The organism is Paraglaciecola sp. 20A4 (assembly GCF_011378905.1).
Taxonomy (GTDB): domain Bacteria; phylum Pseudomonadota; class Gammaproteobacteria; order Enterobacterales; family Alteromonadaceae; genus Paraglaciecola.
Map to the genome: position 1 here is coordinate 208,138 of NZ_WTPY01000002.1, position 26,410 is coordinate 234,547.

The window sequence follows — 26,410 nt, forward strand, 5'->3', positions numbered from 1 at the left end:
CGTGTTTAATTATTGTTTTTGTACTCTTCTATTCGGGTAACCAGCGCTTTGCGCGTATCTCCCAATTCGCTACGTAGAACGTACTGCCGCAATCGTTCCACCTCTTGTTCATCAAACGGTTTAAAGTCATCTGGTAGTTGTTCAGCGCTAAATGTGCGCAGCATCCAATTGACTATGTTGGCTAATTCCTTACTTTTTAACGGCGCGGTTGACACACCCGGTACTTGAATTAAAAACTCTCGACCCCCTTCGACCGCAGCAAAGTAGCCAACGAAGTTGCGCATGTCCGGTATGCGAGGATCACCACTGCCGCGGCCATCGGCGGTATGACAGCCACTGCAAAACAAGGTGTATTTCATTTTGGCTTGGGCGTCGTTGGCATAACTAACACAGGGCTGTAGCAGCAATAAAGTCAGCCCGAAGGCTGAGGCTATTTGCTTGAGTTGAGTCGTTTTAAGCATAGGGAAGCTCCCAACTATGATTCAATCGACGTACCAAGGATCACCGCCGTCGAACAAACGTATGTTTCACTCGATGCGCCCACACACCAATTGGTGTCGTTATTTGAAAACGCCCGATACATTGGGGTGTCATCTTCATTGCGGTTACAGAAACAACGCCCGCAAGCGGCTTTACCGCAGCAATCGTTATAAGAAATGATGTAGTGTTTGTTATCCGCTGGGTTGAGGCAGGTGCCTATCCAGGTGATGGGGGACATTTCAGTGCCTGGGGGGCAAGCGGATTGCGAGCCGCCACAACAAGAACATAAAAAACCGTCTATGCCGCAATAACGCCAGTATTCACATGTTGTCGGATCCCCAGGGTCACCCTCATTGGTGTTAGGTTGAGGGGACACGCCTGGGTAATGGGCACCCGCCGAGGCACCGCCGCCCGCCGCTTTAGCAACCGGTAACGCAGGTATGACTGAAACACCTACCACGGCCTTGCCGACGTTAGATAAAAAACTGCGTCTTGAACTGGTGCGCGCAATATTTCGGGTTCTAGTTTCGAAGAATTTATCAAACCATTTCATAATAGAGTTTCTCCTTAAGCCTGCTTGTAGAGGGTGCGTTCGTTGTTGCTTTGCTTCTCTAGGAACTCTTGAATCGACGCAACGTTTAGGTCTTGAGCGTTAAGTAGACTTTCGATGTGTTCTCTTGAGTTCACCAAGCCCATTGATGAAATGATGCCGCTTTTATCGATTAGCGTGGCGTAAGGTAAACGGCTAACACCGTATTTTTTGCCCACTTCTTCAGAAAGAACATAGGGGAAGTTTTCGAGTTTTTTCTCTTTAATAAAGGCTTGATGATCAGGGCCTTCACCATCACTCACTAACACCACATCCAAATGAGAACGTTCCGCACGAGATAGCGAGGTGATGACAGGCAGGTACTCTTTACATACGGGACAATCTGGCGATAGAAAAAACAGTAACGTACTTTTTTGGGTCGGTTTACCAATGAATAGTTTTTCATTAGTGACGGTTTTAACTGAAACCTCAGGTGCTTTATCGCCCGCTTTGAGCTGTTGATTCATGGCTAATGCGCCTGCAGGGGCAACACGCTCATATAACACACCGACTTGACGAGCTAAGGCGTAAACCACCACGCTAAGTGCGATAACCAATACCCACAATAGGGCGAAAGTGAATAAAAATAAGTTTGACATAATAAGTTACCTCTTTAGGGCGTTAATGTGAGATTGGTTGCGAATTACCTGTTGGACAATCACACCGATAAACAACGTGACAGCGCCAAACAGTAGGCTAGTGAATACATCTGAAGTTTGAATCGGTGTACCCGATTGCAAACCTATAACGGCAAGTACATGTAATAAAAAAATACCGGCGTTGCGCCACAAAAGACTGGCACTCAGGCGTTGTTCCTGATTGCCAAACAAGCAGCCACAGTCGAAATCTCGGTTACCAGAAAGGATGTTCAGTGCAATAAGTACGCTATAAGCCAGCAGCAATGAGCATGCGATAAATAGTCCGAGCATATGCAAAGCCGGCAATACCACAAAAATTGCACTTATGGTTTCTGCCACGATCAAGCCGCTAAGCAATATAGTGTGGTTGATGGGAGGAACCCATTGGTATTGCTTCAAGCTGTGGTTGAAGCCGTTAATGTCTGCAAGCTTATGAATAGCGCAGGCTATCCAAAATACACTGAGTAAGCCGAGTAATAGAGTCGTTAGCATTGCTTCTACTCCACTGCTGTTAACGTGAAGGGGTTTGCATTATCGCCACCAATAGAGAGAGTGCGCTGTAACTCAGCGTTCTGGATGTTGTATACATCGATCATCATATTAGCGTTGGTCACGGCTAAGAGAGGCTTGTTACCTTTGGTGACTTCAAGCGAGATACCGTGAGTGTTAAGGGGGATTGTTTTCACCTTTTTATGTTGCTTTATGTCATACACCCACACCTCTGTGCCGCCGTCCTTGTGGCTACCGTTGACTCCGTCTTTATGCATTAATATAAATACCTGCCCATCGGGATGGCCTGAAATTATTTGCCAACCACCAGGCCGCCAGTTTTGCTCACGCTCACTGGGCGTTAGTAAATCCCACTTTTCTAGGGGTTTCGCTACCGCACCGCTTAAATCAACAGGCTGCATGTAGCCATGGAATGTTGGGAAATAACCAATATCGGTTATGCGCGCGTATTTTTCGAAAAGCGGATCTTCATCCACATTAAAAAATGACGGTACACGTGTCTCGCTGGCGACAGTTCCTTTTTCATCTAACTGAATGCTCAGCATTGAGCCGTCGGCACATAAGGTACTAAAACCGCGTTTTCCAGATGGATAAATTAAACTACAGCCTGGAATGTCGATTTCGCTGAGCACCTTATGCTCAAGCATATCGACAACCGATACTGAGGTGGCGGGGGTAAAGTTGAAAACAAGCAGGTACTTGTCATCGTCGATTAATTGGGTGGCATTTTTTTCAGAAACCGTTTGTGCGCGCTTTTTATGGGGTAATTCAATTTCATTCGTTACGGTTAACGTGGCGTTATCCCATATCGAAAGTACATCGGTTCGCGCACCACGGGTACCACGGGCATAGTAAGTTTCGGCGCTGTACATTTCATTACGCTGGGTAGAGGGAATAAATGATCCAAAGAATCCCGTGCTGACTTGGCCTTTGTAATTATGACTGGCGCTAGCGATATCCAAAATAATCACCTTGCCTTCGGTCATTCCCCAAAAATTCATGTCTTGTACATATAACCATGACTCACCGTGTTCTTGAGGCAGTGTCAGCACCTTAGGTACTGTGTCGTTGGGCAATTCGGCATGGCCCACTGAACAAAAAAGCAGTGAGGATAAGAGTAATATTTTTTTACTAACCATTTAATGTTCCTAGTAATTGACAAGTCATTGGTTGAATCAGATGACTTAGCATTGATTAATTAATGCGCTAAATAGTACGTGTGTACTAAATTAGTACAATCGTACAAATGATCCAAGGGTTTTTTACAATTTTTTTACAAGGGGTGCTTTTTTGAACGTTCATTCAAGCTTTTTCAGGACTTACTCTGTGATCTGATATAATCAAGCGCAAGGGTCAGGTAATGACACTGCATGGGGCAGCAGCATCAAGGTAAATAATTGAATAAAATGAGAAATATTAGAAAGGGAACCGGTGAGTCTCGGCGTGGTAAAGAGACCATTTTATTGATATTAAATTCTGCTAAAACGATATTAATTGAGCAGGGTTACAGTAAGTTATCTATGCGTAAGGTCGCAGTAGGCGCACAAATCAGCGTGGGCAACTTGCAATATTATTATCCGAGCAAGAATGATCTACTAAAAGATTTACTCGACCATAGCATTGACGAATTTATGGATGAATTTGAACGGCTGAGATTAGGCGCGAATAATGACCCTGAATTACACCTTCGGTCGATTATTAATTTTATCGTGCTCGATTTAGGTAACCCCACAACGACAACGTTTTACCCTGAACTTTGGGCGCTGGCGAATCATGACGAATATGCCGACAAGTTAATGGATGAAGTGTATGCGCGCGTGCGCATACCTCTTGAAGATTGTATTAAGCAGCTAAACCCCGCGTTGAGTGTTGAGCAAGTGCAAAAAGTGGCATTGTTTATTTCTTCGTCCATGGAAGGCATGACCATGTTTGTAGGCCACGGCAAAGTATGGAACGATTCGATTCAACAGATGGCCAACATCGCCACCATGAGTTTTCTAGCAATGGCGAGAAATATTACATCTGAAGATATAGAAAAAGAAATACAAACCGGCTCGTCGCACAACTGATCGTCAATAAATTGCGCCGTGTTAGTACCCATAGCATTTTATTAGTTTTTTTTGGCTTGCATTAAGAATGATAAAAAAATTTAACGTTTAAATTTTGTTTCCAAAATAACCGATGAATTCGTACGCTCTACACCTTTGAAATTACCAATTTTGTCTAAAATATGACTGAGTTGCTCAAGCGATTCTGCTTGCACTATGGCAATCAAGTCATATTCACCGCTAATGGCATAAAGCTCGCTTACTTCACTGACTTGGCGAAGTTCGGCGTTGGTTTTAGCGGTTAACTTTTGTCTTACTTTAATCGACACGTGCGATGACACAAGATTGTCTTGATATTCGCTACCATATTGCACTGCGTAGCCTTTTATTACGCCGCTTTCTTCAAGCTTACTCATTCTGTTTTGCACGGTGGATCGAGACAAATTTAGCACTCTAGCTAGGTCCGAAATACTTGCTCGAGCGTTAGATCGCAGTATAGAAAGAAGTTGTTGTTCTTGTTTAGTTATCATTTTGACACTTATTTTGGTTATTTTGATAAATCACTCTGCCATTTTAACCATAATGCTACTGCAATTTTAATCTGTTTACCCTGATAATATAGCTTTACCCACACTTTGTTTATCGACAGAGTGACCTATTTAAAATCTAACAGGAGAACCAAGTATGCAAGTAACCAGAGAATTGTTCGATGAAGTGATGGTCCCCAATTATGCGCCTTCAGCGATCATTCCCGTGCGTGGTCAAGGTTCTCGCGTGTGGGATCAAAACGACAAAGAATATATAGATTTTGCTGGTGGCATTGCAGTGAACTGCTTAGGCCATTGTCATCCCGCGTTGGTGCAAGCCCTAACTGAGCAAGGTCAGAAGTTATGGCATTTGTCGAATGTTATGACTAACGAGCCAGCGTTGCGTTTAGCCAAAAAATTAACTGAGTTGACGTTTGCCGATAAAATCTATTTTGCCAATTCAGGTGCTGAAGCAAACGAAGCTGCATTAAAACTAGCCCGCCGCTGGGCGCTGGATGTGCACGGTCAACATAAATCACAAATTATCTCGTTTACCAAGAGCTTTCACGGTCGTACATTTTTCACCGTAACGGTGGGCGGCCAAGCGGCGTACAGCGACGGATTTGGCCCTAAACCAGGTGACATCGCTCATGCAGATTATAATGATTTAGCCAGTGTCGAAGCGCTCATTTCTGACAATACCTGTGCTGTGATGTTAGAACCCTTGCAAGGCGAAGGCGGCATTATCTCCCCTGACGCTGATTTTATTAAAGGCGTACGTGCACTATGTGATAAACATAACGCGTTAATGATTTTTGACGAAGTGCAAACAGGTGTTGGCCGAACGGGCGCGATGTACGCGTATCAGGATTTGGGCGTTACGCCAGATATTTTAACCTCAGCTAAAGCATTGGGCGGTGGATTTCCTATCGGTGCAATGCTGACGACCACTGAAATAGCCAAGCATCTAAAAGTGGGTACTCATGGCTCCACTTACGGTGGTAACCCGCTTGCATGTGCTGTCGCTGAAGCGGTTTTAAATGTGGTGGGTGATCGTGACGTACTCGCAGGCGTTACAGAACGAGAGCAACTATTTCGCAATGGCCTCGAGCGTATCAATGCCAAATATAACGTCTTTGCTGAAATTCGAGGCAAGGGCTTACTTCTTGGCGCAGCATTGAATGATACCTATAAGGGGCAGGCGAAAGCATTATTAAACGCCGCCGCCGAGCAAGGTTTGATGTGCCTGATTGCGGGTGCTGATGTGGTGCGTTTTACCCCGTCTTTAGTGATCCCTTTACAAGATATTGAGCAAGGTCTGGTGCGCTTTGAACAAGCAGTCGCACACCTCGTAAAAGGCTAGAAAATATGTTGGTAATTCGCCCTATTTGCGCTGCAGATTTTCGCGCACTAAAACAGATCGCGATTGAATCTGGGCATGGCTTTACATCATTGCCTGACAATGATGAATTACTGCTGAGTAAAATAACCCGGGCGGAAACGAGTTTTGCTGAAAAGGTAACGACTCCTGGTCAGCAAAGTTACTTATTTGTACTGGAAGATACCCAAAGCAAAGACATTATTGGTGTAACGGCTATTGAAGCCGCCGTTGGGCTGAGTGCACCGTTTTACCACTATCATATCGCTAGTCATGTACATTACTCGCCTAGCTTAGGGGTGAAAAAAGTCGTTGAGACCTTGAACTTATGTAACGACTACACGGGTGCATCTGAAGTATGCACCTTGTTTGTGCGAGAAAAATACCGTCGTGGTTTTTCTGGTCAGCTTTTATCACGTGTACGCTATCTGTTTATGGCTAACCACCCCGAGCGGTTTGCAGATTTGGTGATTGCTGAAATGCGCGGTGTTTCCGACGAAAACGGCCACTCACCATTTTGGGCATGGTTAGAATCAAACTTTTTTGGCATTGATTTCCCTACTGCAGATTACTTAGTCGGGATAGGCGATAAGTCCTTTATTGCTGAATTGATGCCCAAACACCCTATTTACGTGGCACTGCTTAGCCCTGAGGCACAAAATGTAATTGCTAAAGTGCATGAAAAAACCGCACCGGCTTTACGTTTGCTACAAAAAGAAGGTTTTTTGCACCGTGGTTACGTGGATTTGTTTGACGCTGGGCCCACGGTCGAGGTGGCCCTTAAAAATATACGCACTGTGCAGCAAAGCTGCTTAGCTAAAGTCGTTATTGATGATGCAGTAACGCCTGCTAAATTGGCTCACTCGAAAGAGAAAAATTACATGTTGTGCAACACTGACGTGAGTCAATTTCGCGCCACAGTATCGGCTTTAGTGAACTATTACGAGACAGCAAACGAACTACATATTCATGGGGATATGGCCGACGCGCTGGGTTTATCCAATGGCAGTGACGTTCGCTTTATCGCACTTTAAGAAGCAAGGTTACGCCTTGTCTTTTACCGACATAATATTTTAGAAAAAGGTTTTATTTATGCATACTAACGTAAACATGTTGTTTGAAAAATTATGGGAAAACTACTTAGCGGTTACACCTTCTGCGGTCACCGTGCATGATTTATTTGGAAAAACCCAAGGCCAAGAAGTGATCAATGATCACATTGCGTTGCGCACGTTCAATTTACCTAACATCGGATTGAGTGCTCTGGCCGCGCATTTCGAAGCATTAGGTTATCAAGCTTGCGGTGAATATCACTTTGTTGCAAAAAAACTTTACGCCAAACATTTTGAGCATCCTGAACACCCTGATTTACCTAAAGTGTTTATCTCAGAATTACTGCTCGAACAGTGCAGCGAATCATTACAAAGCACCATTGGCGCGTTAGTAGCCAACATGGACAAAAATGCCGTGACGCAAGATAACTTCTTGTACTCAGGGCGCCACTGGGATATTGATTACGCAACGTATCAACAACTGTTGCAAGAATCCGAGTTTGCCGCATGGGTAGCAGCTTGGGGTTATCGGGCTAATCACTTTACCGTGAGTAACAATCACTTGAGTGAATTTGATTCAATCGAACAAATCAACCAAGCAGTAAAAGATGCCGGTTTGTCATTGAATACATCAGGCGGTGAAATAAAAGGTTCGGTTGAGGTTATGCTAGAGCAGTCTTCAACGTTAGCTGATAAATATCCGGTCGCGTTTAGTGACGGTGAGCGGGCGATCCCTAGTTGCTTCTACGAGTTTGCCAAGCGCTACCCCAAGCCCGATGGCACACTGTTCACAGGCTTTGTAGCTGAATCCGCGGACAAAATTTTTGAAAGTACCAACGCTAGATAAAGGTGTTGGTTTATTTTATTACCGTTTTAGGGGCCTTCGTGGCCCCTTTTTTTTAGCCGATTGTCTAATTGTTTGCGCCTCGCAATGTCGTTATTGTCTTCTATACTAAAGCAGATTTACACTGTTAAACGTCAAGTTAACTTATTGGTATAGCTGATAAATCACGAATGGAGCAGGGATTTATATTACTAGCGCTTTATTCCAAAGTTTGTTGTAATGTCAACGTAATGTAACAAGGTATGAACCGAAAAATGCGAATTAGCTGGCGGGAGGTTATTAAGCAGTATTTTAGTAAGCCTTCAAAGTTTCATTCAATTGGAATTGAACTTGGCGATGCTGAGCTGCACCTCAATGTTATTCAGAGAAAATCTGGTAAATTTGAGTGGGTAAAACAACATAGCCTGCCTATGCAAGATTGGGTGAAGCATCTTGCAGCCTACGTAGAACAAAATAAATTGGCACGTACCCCCTGTTATGTGGCGTTAGGGCTAAATAAATATCAACTTTTTCAAATCGATAAGCCAGATGTTGAAGAGCAAGAAGTTGCAAAAGCGCTGAAATGGCAAGTTAAAGAACAGTTAATTGGCACAGATGAACATGTACTTGATTATTATGACCATCCCGACGCCATAGGCGGCAAAGAAAAAGTTAACGTTGTTGCCGTCAGTCGCCCTCAAATTAGCGCAATTATAAAAGGTATTCTTAAAGCCGATTTAAAACTTGTGACTATCAGTATAGAAGAGCTGGCTACCAGCGAACTGTTACCTATTAACGATGATGCTATTTTGACCTTGTTTCAAGAGAAAGGGGGGCAGATTAATTTAAACATTATCAAACAGGGTAAGCTGTTTTTCTCACGCCGATTGAAAGGTTATGAAAACTTGCCGAGCTTTTCGTTAGAAGAATTTCAGATGGGGATGGGTGACACGTTAAGTGTGGAAATTCAGCGTTCTATGGATTATTTCGAGAGCCAGCTGCGTCAAGCCCCAGTAAGACGCATAGTGGTGTACTTAAATTCGCCGATACAACAACAGCTAGCCGAAATTATTAAAGATTTGACCTTTATGCCGGTAGAAGTAATAGCCTTGCCCCTAAACTCACCAGAGGTTAATCAAACTGTCAGCTTAGCCAGTTTAGGCGCCGCTTTGTCCGAAACAGAACTCGGTAATAGGGCTACCCAATGAAGTCACGCATTAATTTATTTCTACCAGAGCTACAGCCTAAATTAGAAGTGTTGACGTTATCATTTGTGCTGTCTATCTGGTTTGTTCTATTGACTATTATTAGCCTAGTTTACTTTCTAAGCTATACCCAAGAACAAGATATTCTTGATGAGTTGACCGCGGCGCAAAATCAAAAAATACAACTTGAAGACAGATTGATGGCGTTAAATGAATCTCTTGGCAGTCGCACAAAAGATCCTGAGTTGGTTGCTGCAATTGAGAGTAAGCAATTTGGTATAAGGCAGAAGCAAAGAATAATTGATGAACTTTCAGGTCAAGAGCAGTTTAAATCTAATGGTTTCGCTGGGCTAATGAATGGCTTGGCGCTAAATCATCAAGCAGGTTTATGGCTAACACGTATTCACCTTAATGAACGACAAGTCATGATTGAAGGTGGCGCCACCGACTCGTCTCTTATACCTAAATGGGTTAGTAGTTTGAGTTTAACACAACGCTTCAAAGGCCAAGAGTTTGCTACTACTAAACTTTATCGTGACGAAAATGAACAGTTGATGTTTACGCTAGGCACCGAAAATTCATCACAAGCGCAAGGAAAAGAGTAACCATGAACCAAGGGCTAAGCGATAGATATAAAACGCTGTTTAAGCAGTTTCAAAACATTACGCAGCGTGAAAAAATGCTTATTTTAGTCGCTGGTGCAGTGGTTATTACTATGGTGGGTTACATGTTATTCATTGAACCCCTGAATGAAAAAATCGTTCGAGAAGAGCAAGATTTAGCCGCTCAGCACAATCAGTATCGCAGTGTTGAAGCCCAATTAGCTGTAAGTGAACAACTATTTAATAACGACCCAAATCTTCAGTTGGCTGATTCTTTGGCTAAGTTAACTCAACGAATGAAAGAATTAGATACGCATTTGCAGCATCAAACGGTGAATTTGGTGCGTCCAACACAAATGCCAATGTTACTTGAGAAAGTACTAGCAGATAGCGAGGGCGTGACCTTAGTGAGTATGCAATCTATTGCGCCAACTGCCGTGCTTAGTCCTGCCATGAAAAACAATGATGAAAAAGAGACCAATGATGACGCCAGCACATCAGACGATATCAATTTGTACCGTCATGGCGTGATGCTATCGGTCAAGGGAAGCTATTTTGATATTCAGCGTTATTTGACCAAGATTGAAAGTCTTAAGTGGCAGTTTTATTGGAAGCGCTTTAACTATGCGGTGGACAGCTATCCAAATGCATTGGTCGAGGTTGAGCTCTATACGCTCAGTACTAGCGAGGCATTTATAGGTGTGTAATATGAAAATTAAATTTGCTTTTATATCTACATGGTTACTGGTTGTATTGGGAACTGGCACGACAGCAAACGCGCAAACCTTAATAGATCCCACGCGACCCATGAATGCCATTTCTAGTACTTCAGCTGAAGCAGAACAGGACGATATACTTATTCTGAATGCCATATTTATCAATGGTGTTAATAAGCGCGCCATTATAAATGGTATGAATGTGGAAGAAGGGCAAAACGTGGCGGGAAAAACACTTATATCGATCAGCAAAAATCGAGTTGTATTGCGCGGCGCCAAAGGCTCGCAAGAACTTTTCGTTAATCAGTCTCAATTTATAAAAGATGCAAATGATGGATTTTAAGCGTATTACGTTAGCCGGTCTTGTGCTGGTATTAGTTGCCTGTCAGTCGAAACATGATACTCAGCATTATGAGAAGTCACTGGACGACGCAATCGCGGATAGCGATCAGGCGGTGACCCATAAAAAACAAGATGTGCCCTTATTGCCGGATGCAGTTCAGCAGACCTTAATGCCACAATCAGAAGGAACAGATAACGTTCTTTTTGGTGAGCCTAAATTCGATATAAATGCACAACAAATCGATGCGGTAAGCTTTTTCGCTGGAATAGTGGAAGACACCCCTTTTAGTGTGGCTATTCATCCGTCTGTTTCTGGCGTGATTACACTTAATTTAAAACAAGTCACCCTTGAGCAAATTTTTGACATTGTCACTGAAATCTACGGTTATGATGTGCAGCGTCGGCAAAACATTTACCGTATTTACCCGTCTGGAATGCGTACAGAAACCTTCGCGGTTAACTACTTATTAATGAAACGTGATGGGGCCACACAAACCAGTATTACGTCGGGTGGTGTTTCTCAATCTCAGGGTAATAATAGTAACCAAAGCGGTTCGCAAAATAGTTTCAGTGGTAATTCGTCATCCAGTAGCGGTAGTTCAAGTAGTTTGAATTCTGGAAGTAACGGTAATGGCACCAGTATTTCAACCAGTACAGAAACCGATTTTTGGAAAGACTTACTGGCGTCGCTGCAAGTGATGGTAGGGGTTGAAGACGGTCGTAATGTAATGGTTATGCCTCAAGCAGGGCTTGTTACCGTTAGAGCGTTACCAAGCGAAATTCGTTCAGTGAAAGAGTTTTTAGCTATTTCAGAAGAGCATGTGCAACGACAGGTTATTTTAGAAGCACGTATATTGGAGGTATCCCTAAGTGACGGCTATCAGCAAGGGATCAATTGGACAGAAGTGCTAGCAAACAGTGGCAGTACTGATTTCCAGTTTTCAACGACTTCAGGTAGCTTAGGTGATGCGATTTCAGCTTCGCTAGGAGGCATTACCAGCCTATCGTTTATCAATAAAGATTTCAGTGGCGTTCTTAATTTACTGCAAACCCAAGGTAACGTGCAGGTTTTATCTAGTCCCCGTGTAACGGCTATTAATAATCAAAAAGCGGTGATTAAGGTTGGCGACGACGAGTACTTTGTGACCGACGTATCCAGTTCAAGCACGGTTACGACGACGACCAGCACCAGTACCCCTGATATTGAACTTACGCCGTTCTTCTCAGGGATTGCCCTTGACGTTACCCCACAAATTGATGCCACGGGTGGCGTACTTTTGCATGTGCATCCATCAGTTATCGAAACTGAAGAACAACAAAAAGTGGTCACGTTAAACGAAGAAGAGTATGTATTGCCCTTAGCAGCCAGTAATATTCGTGAATCAGACACCATTATTCACGCCCGTTCAGGTGAAATAGTCGTTATTGGCGGCTTAATGCAGTCGATTATTTCCACGACCGAATCAAAAACTCCTTTGTTAGGGGACATACCCGTGTTGGGTAATCTGTTTAAAAATATTCAAGAAACTGAAACCAAAAAAGAATTGGTTATTTTGCTTAGACCCACAGTGGTAGGTGCAGATACGTGGCGTCAACAATTGCTTAGAAGCCGAAATCAAATGGCCGATTGGCTGCACGTGGAATAACGCGATGTATTTATACCACTACGGTATAAAGGAATTGCCTTTTACCCTTACCCCTAACACTAGCTACTTTTTTGGTCTACCTAGCCATAAAGAAGCCATAGATGTATTACTCACTGCAATAAAGACCGGTGAAGGTTTTATTAAAGTGACAGGGGAAGTGGGGACGGGCAAAACGCTGATTTGTCGCAAATTGCTTAACGAGCTACCTGAACCATTTGTTGCGGCCTATATTCCGAATCCATATTTAACGCCCAGTGAGTTGCGACGCTCAGTAGCTGCAGAGCTCAACGTGACGTTAAGTAGCAATGCGGATCAACAGGAATTTACCCAGCGTCTTCAACAGCGTCTTATTGAAGTTAATCAACAGAATCGAGGTGTGGTACTAATCATAGACGAGGCTCAGGCTTTGCCTATTGAGAGTATTGAAGCACTGCGCTTGATCACCAACTTAGAGACTGAATCGCGCAAACTGTTGCAGGTCGTGTTGTTTGGCCAACCTGAGCTAGACGATAAGCTTGCATTACCTGAGTTACGCCAATTAAAACAGCGCGTGACATTTTCCTATGCGCTAAAACTAATGAACGCTGATCAGGTGTTTCAGTATGTGCGTCATCGCATGTCCGTTGCTGGTTATCGCGGTGATGATATTTTTTCTAGCCGTGCGTGTAAATTATTATTTAAAGCCAGTAAAGGCACCCCTCGAATAGTCAATGTTTTGTGCCATAAGGCCTTAATGCTGGCGTATGGCGAAGGGAAACAACAAGTGGAAATTAAGCACATTAAATTAGCCATTAACGATACCGAAGCGGCTTATACCAGCCGATTTAGCGTAGTAAAACTGCTGCTTGGTTTTACCACCACAGTCGTCGTGCTCGCCGTTGCCTATTGGGCTTATCAGAGGTTCGCGTTATGAGTGTGGTCAATAAAATGCTGCGTGATCTTGAAGCCAGGCAAGCCCCCCAAGAATCGGCTAGTGCCGATTATCAGCCACCAAAGCAGAATACTAAAAGGTTGGCGTGGTTGCTGTCACTAATGGTGATTACGCTACTCTTTGCTGCGATTAGTTACATTTGGCCTACCGTGACGGACAATGATCCCGTGTCTAGTCAAGACAAGTTAAACCAGATGATCAATCCTGCACTAATAGATATGGTAGTGCCTGACCCGATCCAGCCTGATAAACCAGTCGCAGGTGCAATGACGTGGGTTGAACCACCAGACGTTGGGCAATCCGATGTTCCAGAGGCAAAGGGGCATCAAGCTGCAGATATGAATTCGCAGTTGGAAGCGGAGCCAGTAATAGTTAACAAACAAGAACCGCTAGCGTCAGTCGTTCCGCCCCCAGTTGCTCCGGTTAACTCTGATAAGGTGATGCCGTCGACAGCATCATTTAGCAAAAAAGCCAATCGTAGTGAGAATGCTCAAGCTGGATTAAAACAAAGTATTAATCAGGCACTCAGAGAGGGAAACACATTAATCGCCATCAACGGCTTGCAAAAACTGCTCAGCAGTGAGCCTGAAAATGTGCGTATTCGTAAAAAATTAGCCTCTCTGCTATTTGCTGAAAATCGTATGCGAGAAGCGCAAGCGCTGCTTAGCGACGGTATCGTGGCCCAGCCTCAGCAGCATGACTTACGTTTAATGTTAGCCAGGTTATTTGCGCAGCAAGGTGAACCTAAAAAAGCATTGCTATTATTGTTAGAAGTTTCGCCATCGTTGGCCATGCACAGTGATTTTTACGCCTATCGTGGCGCGCTAGCACAGCGTTCTGCTGATTATGCTCAGGCTCAGCAAGATTACCAACAATTAGCCAATGCAGAACCTCAAAAGGCTAAGTGGTGGTTAGGACTAGGCATCGCTCAAGATAGTAGTGGGGATAACCTCTCAGCATTAAAAAGCTATCGTCAAGCTGACAACGAGCAGCAGTTATCACCTGAAGTGATTACCTTTGTACGTCAAAGGTTGAATGATTTAGTAGGTATAAAATGAAGCCAAAAACTAAAATTCGCTTAGGAGATCTGCTGGTTCAAAAGGATATCATAAGTGAAGAGCAGCTTATGCAGACCTTGTCGGCGCAAAAACAAAGTGGCCGTAAACTTGGATATATGCTTATTGAGCTCGGGTTTATGACCGAAAATCAACTGCTCACTTTCTTATCTCAGCATTTGAATGTACCCCTTATTGATATCACTCAATATCGGGTGTCTGTTGAAGCCGTGTTATTGTTACCTGAAGTGCAGGCTCGGCGCTATCGCGCTTTGGTGCTTGAGGATAAAGGCGATCATTTATTAGTGGGTATGAGCGATCCAGCTGATTTGGCCGCGATCGATATTTTATCTGGTGTTTTGCCTAAGCCAGTCGAAGTGGCGGTGGTCAGTGATGCCCAGTTATTCCAAGCTTATGACCGTTTTTATCGGCGCACCGAAGATATCGCGTCTTTTGCACAAGAATTGGCGGAAGAATATCAAGAAGATGCCGAGTTCGATTTTAATACTGGGGTTGATAACGAGCAAGACACAGCGGTCGCCCGTTTATTGCAGTCAATATTCGAAGATGCATTGCAAACTAAAGCGTCAGATATTCATATCGAACCAGATGATGACATGGTGCGCATTCGCCTGCGGGTTGATGGGGTGCTACAAGAAAACATCATCAAAGAAAAAAATATTGCCTCAGCGTTAGTCTTACGTTTAAAACTTATGTCTGGGCTGGATATTTCCGAAAAGCGTCTGCCCCAAGACGGCCGTACGAATATGCGTATCAAAGGCCATTCTATTGATGTGCGGGTATCAACCATGCCTGTGCAAAATGGCGAGTCGGTGGTAATGCGATTACTCGATCAGTCGGCAGGTTTGTTGTCGCTTGATCAAACGGGTATGCCCGGCCCATTACTCAAGCGTTTTCGAGTTCTTCTTAAACGCCCTCACGGTATGATCTTAGTAACGGGTCCTACAGGGTCAGGTAAAACAACGACCTTATACGGCGCACTTAGCGAGCTAAATCAACCGTCGACTAAAATCATTACCGTTGAAGATCCGGTGGAATATCGCCTGCCCCGTATCAATCAAGTGCAGGTAAATAATAAAATCGGTTTGCATTTTTCAAATGTGCTGCGTACTACCTTACGTCAGGATCCCGATATCATCATGGTGGGGGAAATGCGCGACCATGAAACGGCTGAAATAGGTCTGCGAGGAGCACTAACGGGTCACTTAGTGTTATCTACCTTGCACACTAATGATGCCATCAGCAGTGCTGTGCGTTTGCTGGATATGGGCGCACCTGGATATTTGGTTGCCAGCTCATTAAGGGCGATTATTGCTCAGCGCTTAGTACGTAAAGTGTGTGAAAGTTGCACGCAGACCTACCAACCTAAACCGGAAGAAACTCTGTGGTTACGCAGTATTGATCCGCAAATAACCAATGTCACCTTTCGACACGGGCGGGGTTGTCAGACTTGTAACAACACAGGTTACCGTGGTCGTGTAGGGGTTTTCGAATTATTAGAAATGACCGAAAACATGATGAACGCGCTGAAAATGAACGATTCGATTACGTTTGGCAAAGCGGCTCTGCTTAGCCCTGGTTTTGTTCCGTTAGCCAAAGTCGCTTTGACCTATGCAAAAATGGGTATTACGACGGTAGAAGAAGTGCTGAAATTAATTGAAATGGTCGCCGATGAGCGAGCTGATCTATCAACAGATAATATGACTGATGAGCCACAGGAGCCAGGTGAAGAAGAGTCTGTGATGGCTCAAAAGCCGCCCACGGTAAATACAAAACAAGATAAAATAGTGCCTTCAAGTAGCGAGTTTTCCTTTGAACTAGAGCCTCGCAACGATACCCCGGATGGTGGCAATGGCTAATTTTACCTATACAGCCAGAAACGCAAGTGGAGAGCTAACCTCGGGGAATCTTGAAGCGACCGATGCGTCAAGTGTGGCGCATATTTTATTGGGACGTAAATTCACTCCAATTGAGATCAAAGAGGCCAAAGCGAGTGCTAATACGTCTCTCGATATGTCGCTTTTTACGCCCAAGATTAAGCTGGAAGATTTGATTATCTTTTCTCGACAAATGTTCTCATTAACAAAATCGGGTATTCCGATCATTCGTTCGGTTAAGGGATTAGCCGATACCGCTAGCAGTGAACGTATGACTGTGATTTTAAATGATGTGTGTGATCAACTTGAACGGGGTCGTACATTGTCTTCTGCGATGCACCGCCATAATAAAGTCTTTGGCCAGTTGTTTGTTAGCATCGTGCATGTAGGGGAAAATACCGGGCGATTAGATGAGGCCTTTCAGCAATTATCAGATTATTTAGAGCGAGAACAAGAAACGCGTAAGCAGATCAAAGCAGCTACTCGTTATCCTACTTTTGTCATACTCGCGGTGGTCGCTGCTTTAGTTATTATGAACATATTCGTGATCCCCGTTTTTGCTAATATGTTCAATAGTTTTGGTGCCGAGTTGCCCATAATGACCCGTGTTTTATTAGCTACGTCTGACTTCTTTATTACCAAATGGCCGTACCTATTAGTCGGCATTATTTTTGCCGTATTTTTAATTTCGCATTATATCGGCACTCCCTCAGGTCGATATAAATGGGATAGAACGAAATTACGATTACCCATAGTGGGAAGCATTTTTGAGCGCACATTACTCAGCCGTTTTGCTCGCAGTTTTGCCATGATGTTACGCTCGGGTGTGCCGTTAATCTCCGCCCTAAATTTAGTGTCAGAGGCGGTTAACAATGCCTTTATGGCCGATAAAATCGTGCAGATGCGCAAAAATATTGAAAAAGGCGAGAGTCTTTCAAGGGTGGCAAGTTCTAGTAAAATGTTCACGCCTTTAGTGCTACAAATGATCAGCGTGGGCGAAGAAACGGGCCGAGTAGATGAGTTACTCGGTGAGGCGGCTGAGTTTTATGAGCGGGAGGTCGATTACGATTTAAAAAGTCTCACCTCAAAAATTGAACCGATTTTAATTATGATTGTAGCAGCTATGGTGCTCGTATTAGCACTGGGTATATTCACCCCTATGTGGAACATGATGGGGGCAATACAAGGCTAAGTTATGCGCAAACATGAAGCCAGTGAAGAACGAGAACGAAGCATCTTTAATAATTTGGTGGTCGTGGTGGTGTTCACGTCGCTTATATTAGGGTTCATTTTTTATTTCAATGAAAGTAGTCCGAATATTCGCAAAGTAGCATTGCAAAATTTAGTCGAACAATTCGGCAGAACGACTTTAAATGCGCACTGGCAATGGCAGAATGAAGGTCGCCCTAGCAGTATTTTGCTTATTGAATATGGCGCTCAAGGCGACGAAATAGGTCGTCACCCCCTTGCCATGACTCACTTAGGCTGGCCGCGCTTAGAGCCTACCAGTAAAGGGTGTGCCGTTTTGTGGCAGGAGATATTAGATCTCGACCTAGAGGTTGAAGGGTTTAAAATGTACGCCGAATTTTTTGATGGGGTGCAATTAAGTAATAATGCTCTGGCCTCTATATGTCGATATAGATTATCAACCGGGCCTTATTTTGAATATAAAGTTTATACGGGACAGGTTTCCAAAATCATAAGTTAATCGAATGGGTAGATAAAGATGATGAAATTAGCGAGAGCACAATGTCAGCCATATTCAGTGGGGCACCCCCAAGGCCAACAAGGCTTTACCTTGATTGAATTGGTAATAGTGGTCGTTATCTTAGGTTTATTAGCCGCTACGGCCTTGCCACGCTTGCTTGATGTGACTAAAGAGGCTGAAGATGCCACCGTTGATGGTGTAGCAGGCGGGTTTGCAACTGGGGTTGGTTTAATACGGGCCCAGTGGGAAATAGAGGGTCGACCGACCGAAAATTTCTCGACCAACTTGAGCTTTGTGACCATTGACGATATCCGTATTGGAGTGGATCAAGACACAGGGTACCCAACTGGTCAGCTGGACACCGATAGCAGCACCGAAGACACGCAAATAAGTTTGCTGGATTGTGAAAGTATTTTTAATTTGATTATGCAAAGTGCACCAACTATTTCATCAGATTGGAGCCAGCGCCCTTTTGAGGATTATCGTTATTTTACTCGCCAAAGTGAAGGCACTGGGTCAGGAGGAAATGACCTTTGTTATTATTATTTAACCCAAACGATAAAAAATGATACGTCGGAACCTGTTGACAACACCGCAGGTAATGGCTTTATATATGATCCAAGAATAGGGCAAGTCATTGTTTTTAGTAATAATTAGTCAATAATTTGACACGCTACCATTTGCTAATGGCTGCGCGCTTAGCAAGTGGTATAAAATACACCAAGTTAAAAAATATTATTTACAAAATTGGAGCGACATTATGGGTCACAGCAAACAGCAAAGCGGCTTTACACTAATAGAATTAATTATTGTTATCGTGATTTTAGGTATTTTGGCCGTTACCGCTGCACCAAAGTTTATTGATATTCAAGGTGATGCAACGGCTTCTACCTTACAAGGTGTAAAAGCAGCGTTGCAAGGGGGGTCACAACTGGTTTATGCGAAATCTGCTATTTCAGGTGAGCAAAAAAATGCTTATGTAGCCAATGTTACCGCACAAGTAACGGTAAACGGGGAAGATGTTTTTACTGACTATGGCTACCCTGATGCTGAGGTAGCTTCATCAGGGCTTGAAGGATGGGTTGATATAAGTGAGACTGACTTTACGTATGTAGAGGGAGCAGGTACAGGTACAGCAACGACACCAGCAGCAGGTACTTTTGCTATTATTCCTGTTAATGCAGCAACAACCGATTATTTGGAAACCGGTTCCGACGGAGATAGTTGCCACGTGTTATATACCGAAGCAACGGATGCAAATACATCAGCTAACGTCACAGCTGTTACTGGCGGCTGTTAATTAGCTAAGCTAACTTAGTTCGAGTAAACATTCGTTTGCTCGATGTATTGTTTTAGCTTTAGCGGTTTCGGGAGCAAATTAAATGAAAACGTTGCTGGGCGTAAACAAGTTTCATGTTACTGCTTTGCAACGTGGTTTTACTCTGCTTGAATTGATAGTTGTTATTCTTATTATTGGTATACTGGCGGTATCCGCTGCCAGCCGCTTTGATAGTTCAGGTTACGCCGAGTATGGCTACCAGTCACGTTTGCTGTCAGCCCTTCGCGCCATGCAGCAGCGCGCTATGCAAGACACTCGAGCAGATTACTGCTTTCAAATTAATTTCAACACCAACGCCCCCGCATTTGGCCCTCCTACCCTTAGCTATCTTAACAATACAACAGCAGAGCATACGGCGACCTGCTCGAGTACTATCGATTTTACTACTGCCGAATTTCTTCGAACCAGCAGCGGTGAAATAGCCAGCGATAACGTGGCCATGACCACCGATGATCTTAATGTCGATACATTCAACCTCATTCGATTTGATAACTTTGGACGGCCTTCAACCAATGTGGGTAGTTGTCAGGTTCAATGCCGCGTGACCTTTCAAGGGCAGCAAGCCCCAGCGATTTGTATTGAAAGCCAAGGGTACATACATGAATGCGAATAAGGTAGGCAAACACCGCGCTGGGCAGGTCGGTTTCACCTTGATTGAGCTGGTCATTGGCATGTTGGTATTTGCGATTGCGGTAACGTTTTTTGTTAGTTTTATTGTGCCACAAACCACCCGCAGTATTGATCCTATTTTCCAAGTTAGGGCCACTGAGTTGGCACAATCCCTGATCAATGAAATCAGTGGTAAATCTTTTGATGAAAATTCTAGTCGAAACAGCAATATACGCTGTGGTGAGGTCGCAGCAACGGCGTGCACATTACCTGCAGCACTTGGTCCGGATAATGAAAGTCGCGCGGCGTTTAATGATGTAGACGATTTTGATGGTTTGAATGAAAGCGGTGAGAATATCTTAAGCGCAACTGGAGAAAAGATTGTTATAAATGCCGTTAATTTATATCAGGGATTTCGTGCAAACGTAGCCGTCTTTTACGATGCTGACCTAGATGGCTCGCCTGATAATGCAGTCAGCACAACAAAGTTGATCACGGTCACGGTCACCATGCCCAATAATGAAAACATGGTATTTGCTACTTATCGGTATAATTACTGATGTCTAGGTCAGTGAAAAACCAAGGTGGGTTTACGTTAGTTGAGCTTGTGATCGTTATCATCGTGTTGGGGGTGGTTTCTATCGGCATCTCGAGTTTTATTCGTTCAGGGGTGCAAATATTTAATGACGTTAGTGAGCGTGATGAGTTATTGAGTCAAAGCCGTTTTGTACTGGAGCGTTTAAATCGTGAGTTGCGCAGCGCGGTACCTAACAGTGCTAGGCTTGCTCAAGTTGGGGGCGCCCAATGTGTAGAGTTTGTGCCAACGATGTGGGCAACCTATTACACTAGCTTGCCTTTAGTACCGTCAGCCCAGCGTACCGTAAATACGGTTGAATTAGGGGATCCTAACGGGCAGTTCAGTTTGGTCGCGGGTGATATGGCGTTGGTCTATCCCACAGACAGCGATGATGTGTATGAGCTGAGTCAGCAAAAAAGACGCACAATTTTATCGTGTAGTGATAATGGTATCGACGATAGCTGCACAACGAATGACAGTCCAGAACATTTGGCATCTCTTACGGTTGACGGTGCATTTGCGGATATTTCTCCAGCGTCACGTCTATATATAGTGCGCAACATGGTCAGTTACTGCGTAAGTGGCGGCAGTATTTTCAGGCAGGAGCGAGCTATTGACGTTGCCCAAACGAATTTGGGAGTATTGATGGCAGAAAATATCGTCAATGATCTTACTGACTCTGCACAGTTTCCGTTTACGGTGCAACAGGCTACGCTGAATAGAAATGGTTTAATTCAGATTCTTCTAGCCTTTGAATTAAATGAAGAAACCATCAACTTAAGCAGTGATATACATGTCCCTAATGTACCTTAAGTCTGCCCCTAACCCTCATACCACAACTATGCAAAAGCAGCGTGGAAGCATGTTAGTGATTGCGTTATTTGTCATTATTTTATTGGCAGTTTTAAGCTTAGCTATGCTCAGAATGTTAGCAGCTTCAGCAGATAGCGTGGTTAGCGAAGTCTATGGTCAGCGAGCACTAAACGCGGCTAGAAGTGGAGTTGAGCGATCTATCGCTGCGGCTTTTCCAATTACCGGGACGAGTAATTGTTCTGCGTCCGAGGCGTTCACCTTCACCAATACCCCTGGGCTGCTCAATTGTGGTTATGAAAGTCGCTGTTCGGTGGTGACTGTCAATGATGATGGTGATGAGTATCAATATTACCGATTTACCGCTCAAGGTAGCTGTGTTGCAGGTGATACCGTTGTTAGTCGAAATGTGTCGGTCGAAGGGATCCAGTAATGTTATTACTTTGTGCGTACTGCAACGCTTATGTTCTGCTCAATGAGATAGGTGTGCTAGATGCGTAAATTCGGTTACTTTTTTTTTGCAGTAATAGCATTGCTAATGTCCTTTTCATCATGGGCTAGAATCGATAGTTGCAGCAGTGAAACCTACACTGTGGCTGATAATTTTCCGTCTGCTAGTTATAACGCAACGTCAGGAACCGCTCCTTGGACGTCAAACTGGTTAGAAGCTGGCGAGTCTGATGGTCCATCCGAGGGATTTTTACGGGTAAATGATTCTTTATGCACCAGCGCAAGCTGTATGCGCTTAGGAATTGTCGCCTCAGGCACGCCACAATCATATTCGGCTCACTTTTTGTATCGAACGCTGGATTTATCCGATGCTGTTGCTGCACAACTAACGTTTAATTATCGCACTGGGCATAATGCAGGTAGCTCTTTGGTGCGACTAGGTATTTCTCGGGATGGCGGGATAACTTGGACAAATCTTGCACAATACACTGTGACGGCCAGTCAGTTTTCGGCGACGGCAGAAACGTTTGATATTTCATCGTTTATCGGAAGCAATGTAGCAATTGGTTTTGAAGTGAGTGGAACAGACGCCCGCTCTGGCTTTTATGTTGACGATCTGGTCGTAACAGCCACCAAGGCAGAAGTGTGTGATGGTGCGGCGATTGCATTTTACCAGTTTGAGCAAACCGAGTGGTCAGCGCCCGACAGTATTATTGATTCTTCATCATCGGGATTTAACGGCTCGCCGATTGGCAGTGTCATTCCACAGTTTCCGAGTTCTCAAACCTCGTGTCAGGTATTAGTTGCACCGAGTAATGCATCAGCATCCACTATCGATGCACTCGATACGCAATTGCAAGTGGATACGGACATTGGTTACCGGGGGACAATTTCATTTTGGTATCGCAGCACACAGTCTTGGCAAAGTAACACTGGACGTATTTTATTTGATGCATCAACCTGGATAGGTAATGCGAATTCCAAGTATTTTCGAATGAGTTTACGCGCAGGCACTCTAGATTTTGGCTTAGAGGATAGCGACGATACCGATGCCGTTTTTGGCGTGACAGGTTTGAGCTTTGCCGCGAATGAATGGGTGCATGTAGCTGTTAGTTATAATTATCAAGAAGATAGTGCTGCAATTTACCTTAACGGCGCTATTGCTGCGCAAACCACTAATCTGGGTTTCAATGGCCTGTTGCCGGTCTTAGATACATTGTATATTGGCGATAATCGCAGTCTCTATGAAAGTACTGACAGCTCTGGGTCGTCAGCGAGTGGTGAGTTCGATGACGTACGTATTTATGACTACGATCAAACGGTAGCGCAAGTCGGCACAGACTTAAGCAACTTATCGCCCTGCGACGTGGTGCCCTATGCTGTATATGAATTGGAACAAGCCGAATACGATGGCAATCTAAGTATCATCGATAGTAGCGATAATTTACGCCATGGCTCACCGGTAGGTGATATTTCGTCGATATTATCCGTTGAGCAAATTTCCTGTCGCTTTGTCGATATTCCACTTAATTCGTCAGCTGCTACGTTTGACGCCATCGATACTGGCTTTTCTCCAGACGATATTGGCACCGCAGGTACCATCTCATTTTGGTATCGCAGTAGCGAGGACTGGTCGAGTACAATTGGGCGACAGCTATTTGATGCATCTACAGATGTAGGCAGCACCAATTCTAAGTATTTTTACTTGAGCTTAAGCGCCTCCACTTTGTATTTTGGACTTGAAGATAGCAATGACACTGACGCTGAAGTCGTTGCTGGGGGGCTCGATTTTGCGGCCAATGAGTGGGTGCATATCGCGGTGAGCTATGATTATGCTGCTAAAACCGCGGTCATTTTTGTTAATGGTACTGAGGCTGGTCGCTCAAACAGTCTTAATTTGAACAGTAGCATCGCGCAATTTCAAACGTTGTATATAGGTGATAATCGCAGTAGCTACATAGTGACTAACATGTCGGGCAATTCTGCCAATGGCCAATTTGACAACATTCGCCTGTATGCTTATGTACAAAATAGTAGTCAAGTTAGCACTGATATGAACCTGTTGAGTACTTGCCAAGCCATTAGCCACTTCCAGCTTGAACATGATGGACAAGGGCTAACCTGTGATGCTGAAAGTATCACCATAAAAGCCTGTGCAGATGATGCTTGCAGTCAGCTGTACACCGACGTAAGTAACCTAACGTTATCACCCGAAGGGTGGGAATCAGGCAATCCACTGGTATTTAACGGCTCGTTGAACGCGACTCAACTTCGCGTATTAGAGCCTAGCTCGTTCGTGTTTACTAAAAATGCATCCTACCCCGATGTGCCTTTGCGCTGCATAAATACCGGCTCAGGTGAGCAAAGCTGTGATATGACGTTTGTCGATGCAGGCTTTGAGTTTATTGGCTCACAAACAACCGATAAATTCTTACCCGATCAACTGTCTCAGGTTAATTTCAGTGGTGCGAATTTGCGTGCAGTACAAAATGATGAGGGTGTGTGTAAGGCCTTATTACAGGGGGAGCAAAACATCACTTTGGGCGTGACGTGTACTTCGCCTAATGTGTGTTTAACGTCCTTTGGCTCAGTGGATACCAGCGTTAATCCAGGGGGGGAGTCTACCGGTAATATTAGCCTGACATTTGATGAAGATGGTATCGCGTCTTTAAGTTCGCTTAGTTACGCTGATGCAGGTCGAGTGATGTTACGCGCTGAAGCCCAGATAAGCGGCGTGACAGTGACTTCTGGCGAAGCCAGTGTCGATGTGGTGCCATCCAGCTTAGTATTATCAGTCGCTCCCGCGTCTTTACTTTATACCGACAGCGATTTTAGTACTTATCCTTCTATTGTTGATAGTGATTCGTATCCCGCTGGCGAAGAGTTTACCTTTAATATTACCGCTTACGGGGCAATAGGGGATACGCCTTTGCTTAACTACCAGCCAGGTGAACTGCAAATAGCGCTGGAGCGAATGTTGCCCTTTGAGACAGCAGGTGCCGACGGCTCACTAACGTATGGTAAGTCGGGCGAAATATTACGCAGCACGCAAAGTAATTTAACGAAGCAATTTAGTCCTACTGCAGCTTTAACGTTTGCAGGTGGGCAATATAGTTATCAGGCGAATTACAGTGAAGTCGGCGTTATTCGAGTGGACGTACGCGACAACGATTATTTAACCGATAACAATAACCCAACCAGTATTATTAGCAGCGGCGGGACACTAACCTTGGGGGAATTTAGGCCTGCTTATTTTGATGTAAACGTGCTTACGCCTCCAGAATTGACTAACCAGTGTGATAATTTTAGCTACATGGGCCAAGATATTGAATTTTCACCTGCAACACAGATAGAACTGTTAGCAATGAGTGCGTTGGGCAGTGTGACCAAAAACTACGCCAATGGTTATTGGCGTTATGACCCAGATCTGCTAAATGGTGTATTGATTGAAGACGCGTCTATTTACGGATCGACCACTCCAGCAGTAACACGTGTGACTTATGAGACAACGGCCGTTATCACCGAACCAGTCAACTTTGATGGCATAACCTTAATTGAGTTGCCTGACGCGCGTTTTAAATACCAGAAAGTTGATGCAAGTTTTGCCGCTTACGCTTTGCTTGAACCCTTTGCTGCCACAATCGATATTCGCTTGTTAGACACATTTTTAAGTGCTGACAATAATGTGTGTTATCAAAGTGATTATCCCGTATCGGGATGCGAAGAGTTTGCGTTAAATGATATTTCTGGGCCTGATGTGATTGTACGCCACGGTCGCCTAGCCCTTGAGCCTAATTTTGGTCCAGAGACTGACTTTTTAGTGGTGCCAGTTAAGGCAGAGCATTATCTTAATGGGCGTTGGCAATTCAACCCAGAGGATAGCTGCACAGCAATTGATTTAACCGAAAGTATAGGGCAAATTGTACTTACGGCGGAGGGCAGTATTGATATTACTGGTGATATAGACTCGGTGTCCAGTTCAGGTGATTTGGTCAATGGTGTGTCAATAGGGCGTTTTAATTTCGCCTTGTTAGGGAATGCTTCAAACAATGGTCCAGGCGCTGCCGGTGTGGTTAAGGTAGCTCTAGATCCAAGTGCAAACATGCCTGCTTGGGCAGAATATATGAACTTTGATTGGAATTCTGATGGTTATATTTGCGCCAACTCAATTCAGTGCCCAAGCGCCTCAATCGAACTGGATGAGCCTTCATCCGTCATGACGTTTGGGATATTTCGCGGCAATGACAGGATCATTCATTGGCGCGAGGTATTTAATTAACGCAATAAAATAATTTTCTTTGTTGAGGCACTTTTATCAAAATGAGTTGTCTCAACGTGATCATAATTTTCGTCAGCGAAAGTCAACTTTTATCCTTTTTTGGCCCATTAATAAATTAATAAGCGCTAAACCTCTATTAATCTAAGGTTTCTGCATTTTTTATTGCGTCAAACGTGGTGTTTACTTGCCCAATACGAG

At 44.1% G+C, this 26,410-nt stretch carries 27 protein-coding genes; 21 read left to right on the top strand and 6 right to left on the bottom strand.

From position 1 onward, the window contains the following. Positions 1-5: 5 nt before the first annotated feature. The 5 genes from GQS54_RS03375 to GQS54_RS03395 are packed head-to-tail and all read right to left on the bottom strand — an operon-like array spanning position 6 to position 3,356. On the bottom strand, positions 6-461 hold the full coding sequence (locus GQS54_RS03375) for a cytochrome c (protein WP_240919815.1): 456 nt from the start codon (positions 459-461) through the stop codon (positions 6-8). Between the two features lie 14 nt (positions 462-475). Further along, positions 476-1,033 carry a methylamine dehydrogenase light chain gene (locus GQS54_RS03380; RefSeq protein ID WP_166422596.1) on the bottom strand — a complete coding sequence of 186 codons (558 nt, stop codon included), beginning with the start codon at positions 1,031-1,033 and terminating at the stop codon, positions 476-478. 14 nt (positions 1,034-1,047) lie between these two features. After that, a complete protein-coding gene (locus tag GQS54_RS03385; RefSeq protein ID WP_166422597.1) occupies positions 1,048-1,668 on the bottom strand; it encodes a redoxin family protein in 621 nt (206 codons plus the stop codon). Between the two features lie 6 nt (positions 1,669-1,674). Continuing rightward, positions 1,675-2,199 (bottom strand): MauE/DoxX family redox-associated membrane protein, encoded by a 525-nt coding sequence (locus GQS54_RS03390; RefSeq protein ID WP_166422598.1) that lies wholly within the window; start codon positions 2,197-2,199, stop codon positions 1,675-1,677. 5 nt (positions 2,200-2,204) lie between these two features. After that, a complete protein-coding gene (locus GQS54_RS03395) occupies positions 2,205-3,356 on the bottom strand; it encodes an amine dehydrogenase large subunit (RefSeq protein WP_166422599.1) in 1,152 nt (383 codons plus the stop codon). 258 nt (positions 3,357-3,614) lie between these two features. On the opposite strand from GQS54_RS03395, the gene GQS54_RS03400 reads away from it, so the two are divergent. Then, a complete protein-coding gene (locus GQS54_RS03400) occupies positions 3,615-4,286 on the top strand; it encodes a TetR/AcrR family transcriptional regulator (protein WP_166422600.1) in 672 nt (223 codons plus the stop codon). Between the two features lie 80 nt (positions 4,287-4,366). Here the strand turns inward: GQS54_RS03400 and GQS54_RS03405 are convergent, their stop codons facing one another. Continuing rightward, positions 4,367-4,795: an Lrp/AsnC family transcriptional regulator gene (locus GQS54_RS03405; RefSeq protein WP_158771972.1), complete on the bottom strand. Its 429-nt coding sequence runs from the start codon at positions 4,793-4,795 to the stop codon at positions 4,367-4,369. Positions 4,796-4,949: 154 nt separating this feature from the next. On the opposite strand from GQS54_RS03405, the gene GQS54_RS03410 reads away from it, so the two are divergent. The 20 genes from GQS54_RS03410 (at position 4,950) to GQS54_RS03505 (ending at position 26,212) form a co-directional block, all read left to right on the top strand. Further along, the gene (locus GQS54_RS03410; RefSeq protein ID WP_166422601.1) at positions 4,950-6,155 is read left to right on the top strand and encodes an aspartate aminotransferase family protein; all 1,206 of its coding nucleotides are present in this window, start codon (positions 4,950-4,952) and stop codon (positions 6,153-6,155) included. Between the two features lie 5 nt (positions 6,156-6,160). Beyond that, complete coding sequence (gene astA, locus GQS54_RS03415; RefSeq protein WP_166422602.1) at positions 6,161-7,204, top strand: arginine N-succinyltransferase; 1,044 nt, start codon at positions 6,161-6,163, stop codon at positions 7,202-7,204. Positions 7,205-7,262: 58 nt separating this feature from the next. Beyond that, positions 7,263-8,069, top strand: a complete 807-nt coding sequence (locus GQS54_RS03420) for a DUF1338 domain-containing protein (RefSeq protein ID WP_166422603.1) — start codon at positions 7,263-7,265, stop codon at positions 8,067-8,069. Between the two features lie 251 nt (positions 8,070-8,320). After that, positions 8,321-9,253 carry an MSHA biogenesis protein MshI gene (locus GQS54_RS03425; RefSeq protein WP_166422806.1) on the top strand — a complete coding sequence of 311 codons (933 nt, stop codon included), beginning with the start codon at positions 8,321-8,323 and terminating at the stop codon, positions 9,251-9,253. Beyond that, entirely contained in the window at positions 9,250-9,855 is a 606-nt protein-coding gene (locus GQS54_RS03430) for a PilN domain-containing protein (RefSeq protein WP_166422604.1), read from the top strand. Before GQS54_RS03425 ends, GQS54_RS03430 begins: the two co-directional genes overlap by 4 nt. Positions 9,856-9,857: 2 nt before the next feature. After that, positions 9,858-10,559 (top strand): type II secretion system protein GspM, encoded by a 702-nt coding sequence (gspM, locus tag GQS54_RS03435; protein ID WP_166422605.1) that lies wholly within the window; start codon positions 9,858-9,860, stop codon positions 10,557-10,559. A gap of 1 nt (position 10,560) precedes the next feature. Further along, entirely contained in the window at positions 10,561-10,911 is a 351-nt protein-coding gene (locus tag GQS54_RS03440; protein ID WP_166422606.1) for an MSHA biogenesis protein MshK, read from the top strand. Next, on the top strand, positions 10,901-12,556 hold the full coding sequence (gene mshL, locus GQS54_RS03445; protein WP_166422807.1) for a pilus (MSHA type) biogenesis protein MshL: 1,656 nt from the start codon (positions 10,901-10,903) through the stop codon (positions 12,554-12,556). Before GQS54_RS03440 ends, mshL begins: the two co-directional genes overlap by 11 nt. A gap of 4 nt (positions 12,557-12,560) precedes the next feature. Then, positions 12,561-13,469: an AAA family ATPase gene (locus GQS54_RS03450; protein ID WP_166422607.1), complete on the top strand. Its 909-nt coding sequence runs from the start codon at positions 12,561-12,563 to the stop codon at positions 13,467-13,469. Then, the gene (locus GQS54_RS03455; RefSeq protein WP_166422608.1) at positions 13,466-14,545 is read left to right on the top strand and encodes a tetratricopeptide repeat protein; all 1,080 of its coding nucleotides are present in this window, start codon (positions 13,466-13,468) and stop codon (positions 14,543-14,545) included. The genes GQS54_RS03450 and GQS54_RS03455 overlap by 4 nt, the downstream gene beginning before the upstream one ends. Further along, positions 14,542-16,422: a GspE/PulE family protein gene (locus GQS54_RS03460; RefSeq protein WP_166422609.1), complete on the top strand. Its 1,881-nt coding sequence runs from the start codon at positions 14,542-14,544 to the stop codon at positions 16,420-16,422. Before GQS54_RS03455 ends, GQS54_RS03460 begins: the two co-directional genes overlap by 4 nt. Beyond that, complete coding sequence (locus GQS54_RS03465; RefSeq protein ID WP_166422610.1) at positions 16,415-17,632, top strand: type II secretion system F family protein; 1,218 nt, start codon at positions 16,415-16,417, stop codon at positions 17,630-17,632. The genes GQS54_RS03460 and GQS54_RS03465 overlap by 8 nt, the downstream gene beginning before the upstream one ends. A 3-nt stretch (positions 17,633-17,635) precedes the next feature. Then, positions 17,636-18,148: a hypothetical protein gene (locus GQS54_RS03470; RefSeq protein ID WP_166422611.1), complete on the top strand. Its 513-nt coding sequence runs from the start codon at positions 17,636-17,638 to the stop codon at positions 18,146-18,148. A gap of 18 nt (positions 18,149-18,166) precedes the next feature. After that, positions 18,167-18,805 (top strand): type II secretion system protein, encoded by a 639-nt coding sequence (locus GQS54_RS03475; RefSeq protein WP_166422612.1) that lies wholly within the window; start codon positions 18,167-18,169, stop codon positions 18,803-18,805. Positions 18,806-18,908: 103 nt separating this feature from the next. Then, positions 18,909-19,448 carry a prepilin-type N-terminal cleavage/methylation domain-containing protein gene (locus GQS54_RS03480; protein WP_166422613.1) on the top strand — a complete coding sequence of 180 codons (540 nt, stop codon included), beginning with the start codon at positions 18,909-18,911 and terminating at the stop codon, positions 19,446-19,448. 82 nt (positions 19,449-19,530) lie between these two features. After that, a complete protein-coding gene (locus GQS54_RS03485; RefSeq protein WP_166422614.1) occupies positions 19,531-20,100 on the top strand; it encodes a prepilin-type N-terminal cleavage/methylation domain-containing protein in 570 nt (189 codons plus the stop codon). After that, complete coding sequence (locus tag GQS54_RS03490; protein ID WP_166422615.1) at positions 20,087-20,656, top strand: type II secretion system protein; 570 nt, start codon at positions 20,087-20,089, stop codon at positions 20,654-20,656. Before GQS54_RS03485 ends, GQS54_RS03490 begins: the two co-directional genes overlap by 14 nt. Next, entirely contained in the window at positions 20,656-21,486 is an 831-nt protein-coding gene (locus GQS54_RS03495; RefSeq protein WP_166422616.1) for a prepilin-type N-terminal cleavage/methylation domain-containing protein, read from the top strand. Before GQS54_RS03490 ends, GQS54_RS03495 begins: the two co-directional genes overlap by 1 nt. Next, on the top strand, positions 21,476-21,916 hold the full coding sequence (locus GQS54_RS03500) for a type II secretory pathway protein (RefSeq protein ID WP_346766550.1): 441 nt from the start codon (positions 21,476-21,478) through the stop codon (positions 21,914-21,916). Before GQS54_RS03495 ends, GQS54_RS03500 begins: the two co-directional genes overlap by 11 nt. Before the next feature lie 105 nt (positions 21,917-22,021). Further along, complete coding sequence (locus tag GQS54_RS03505; protein WP_240919818.1) at positions 22,022-26,212, top strand: DUF6701 domain-containing protein; 4,191 nt, start codon at positions 22,022-22,024, stop codon at positions 26,210-26,212. Positions 26,213-26,410: the final 198 nt, after the last annotated feature.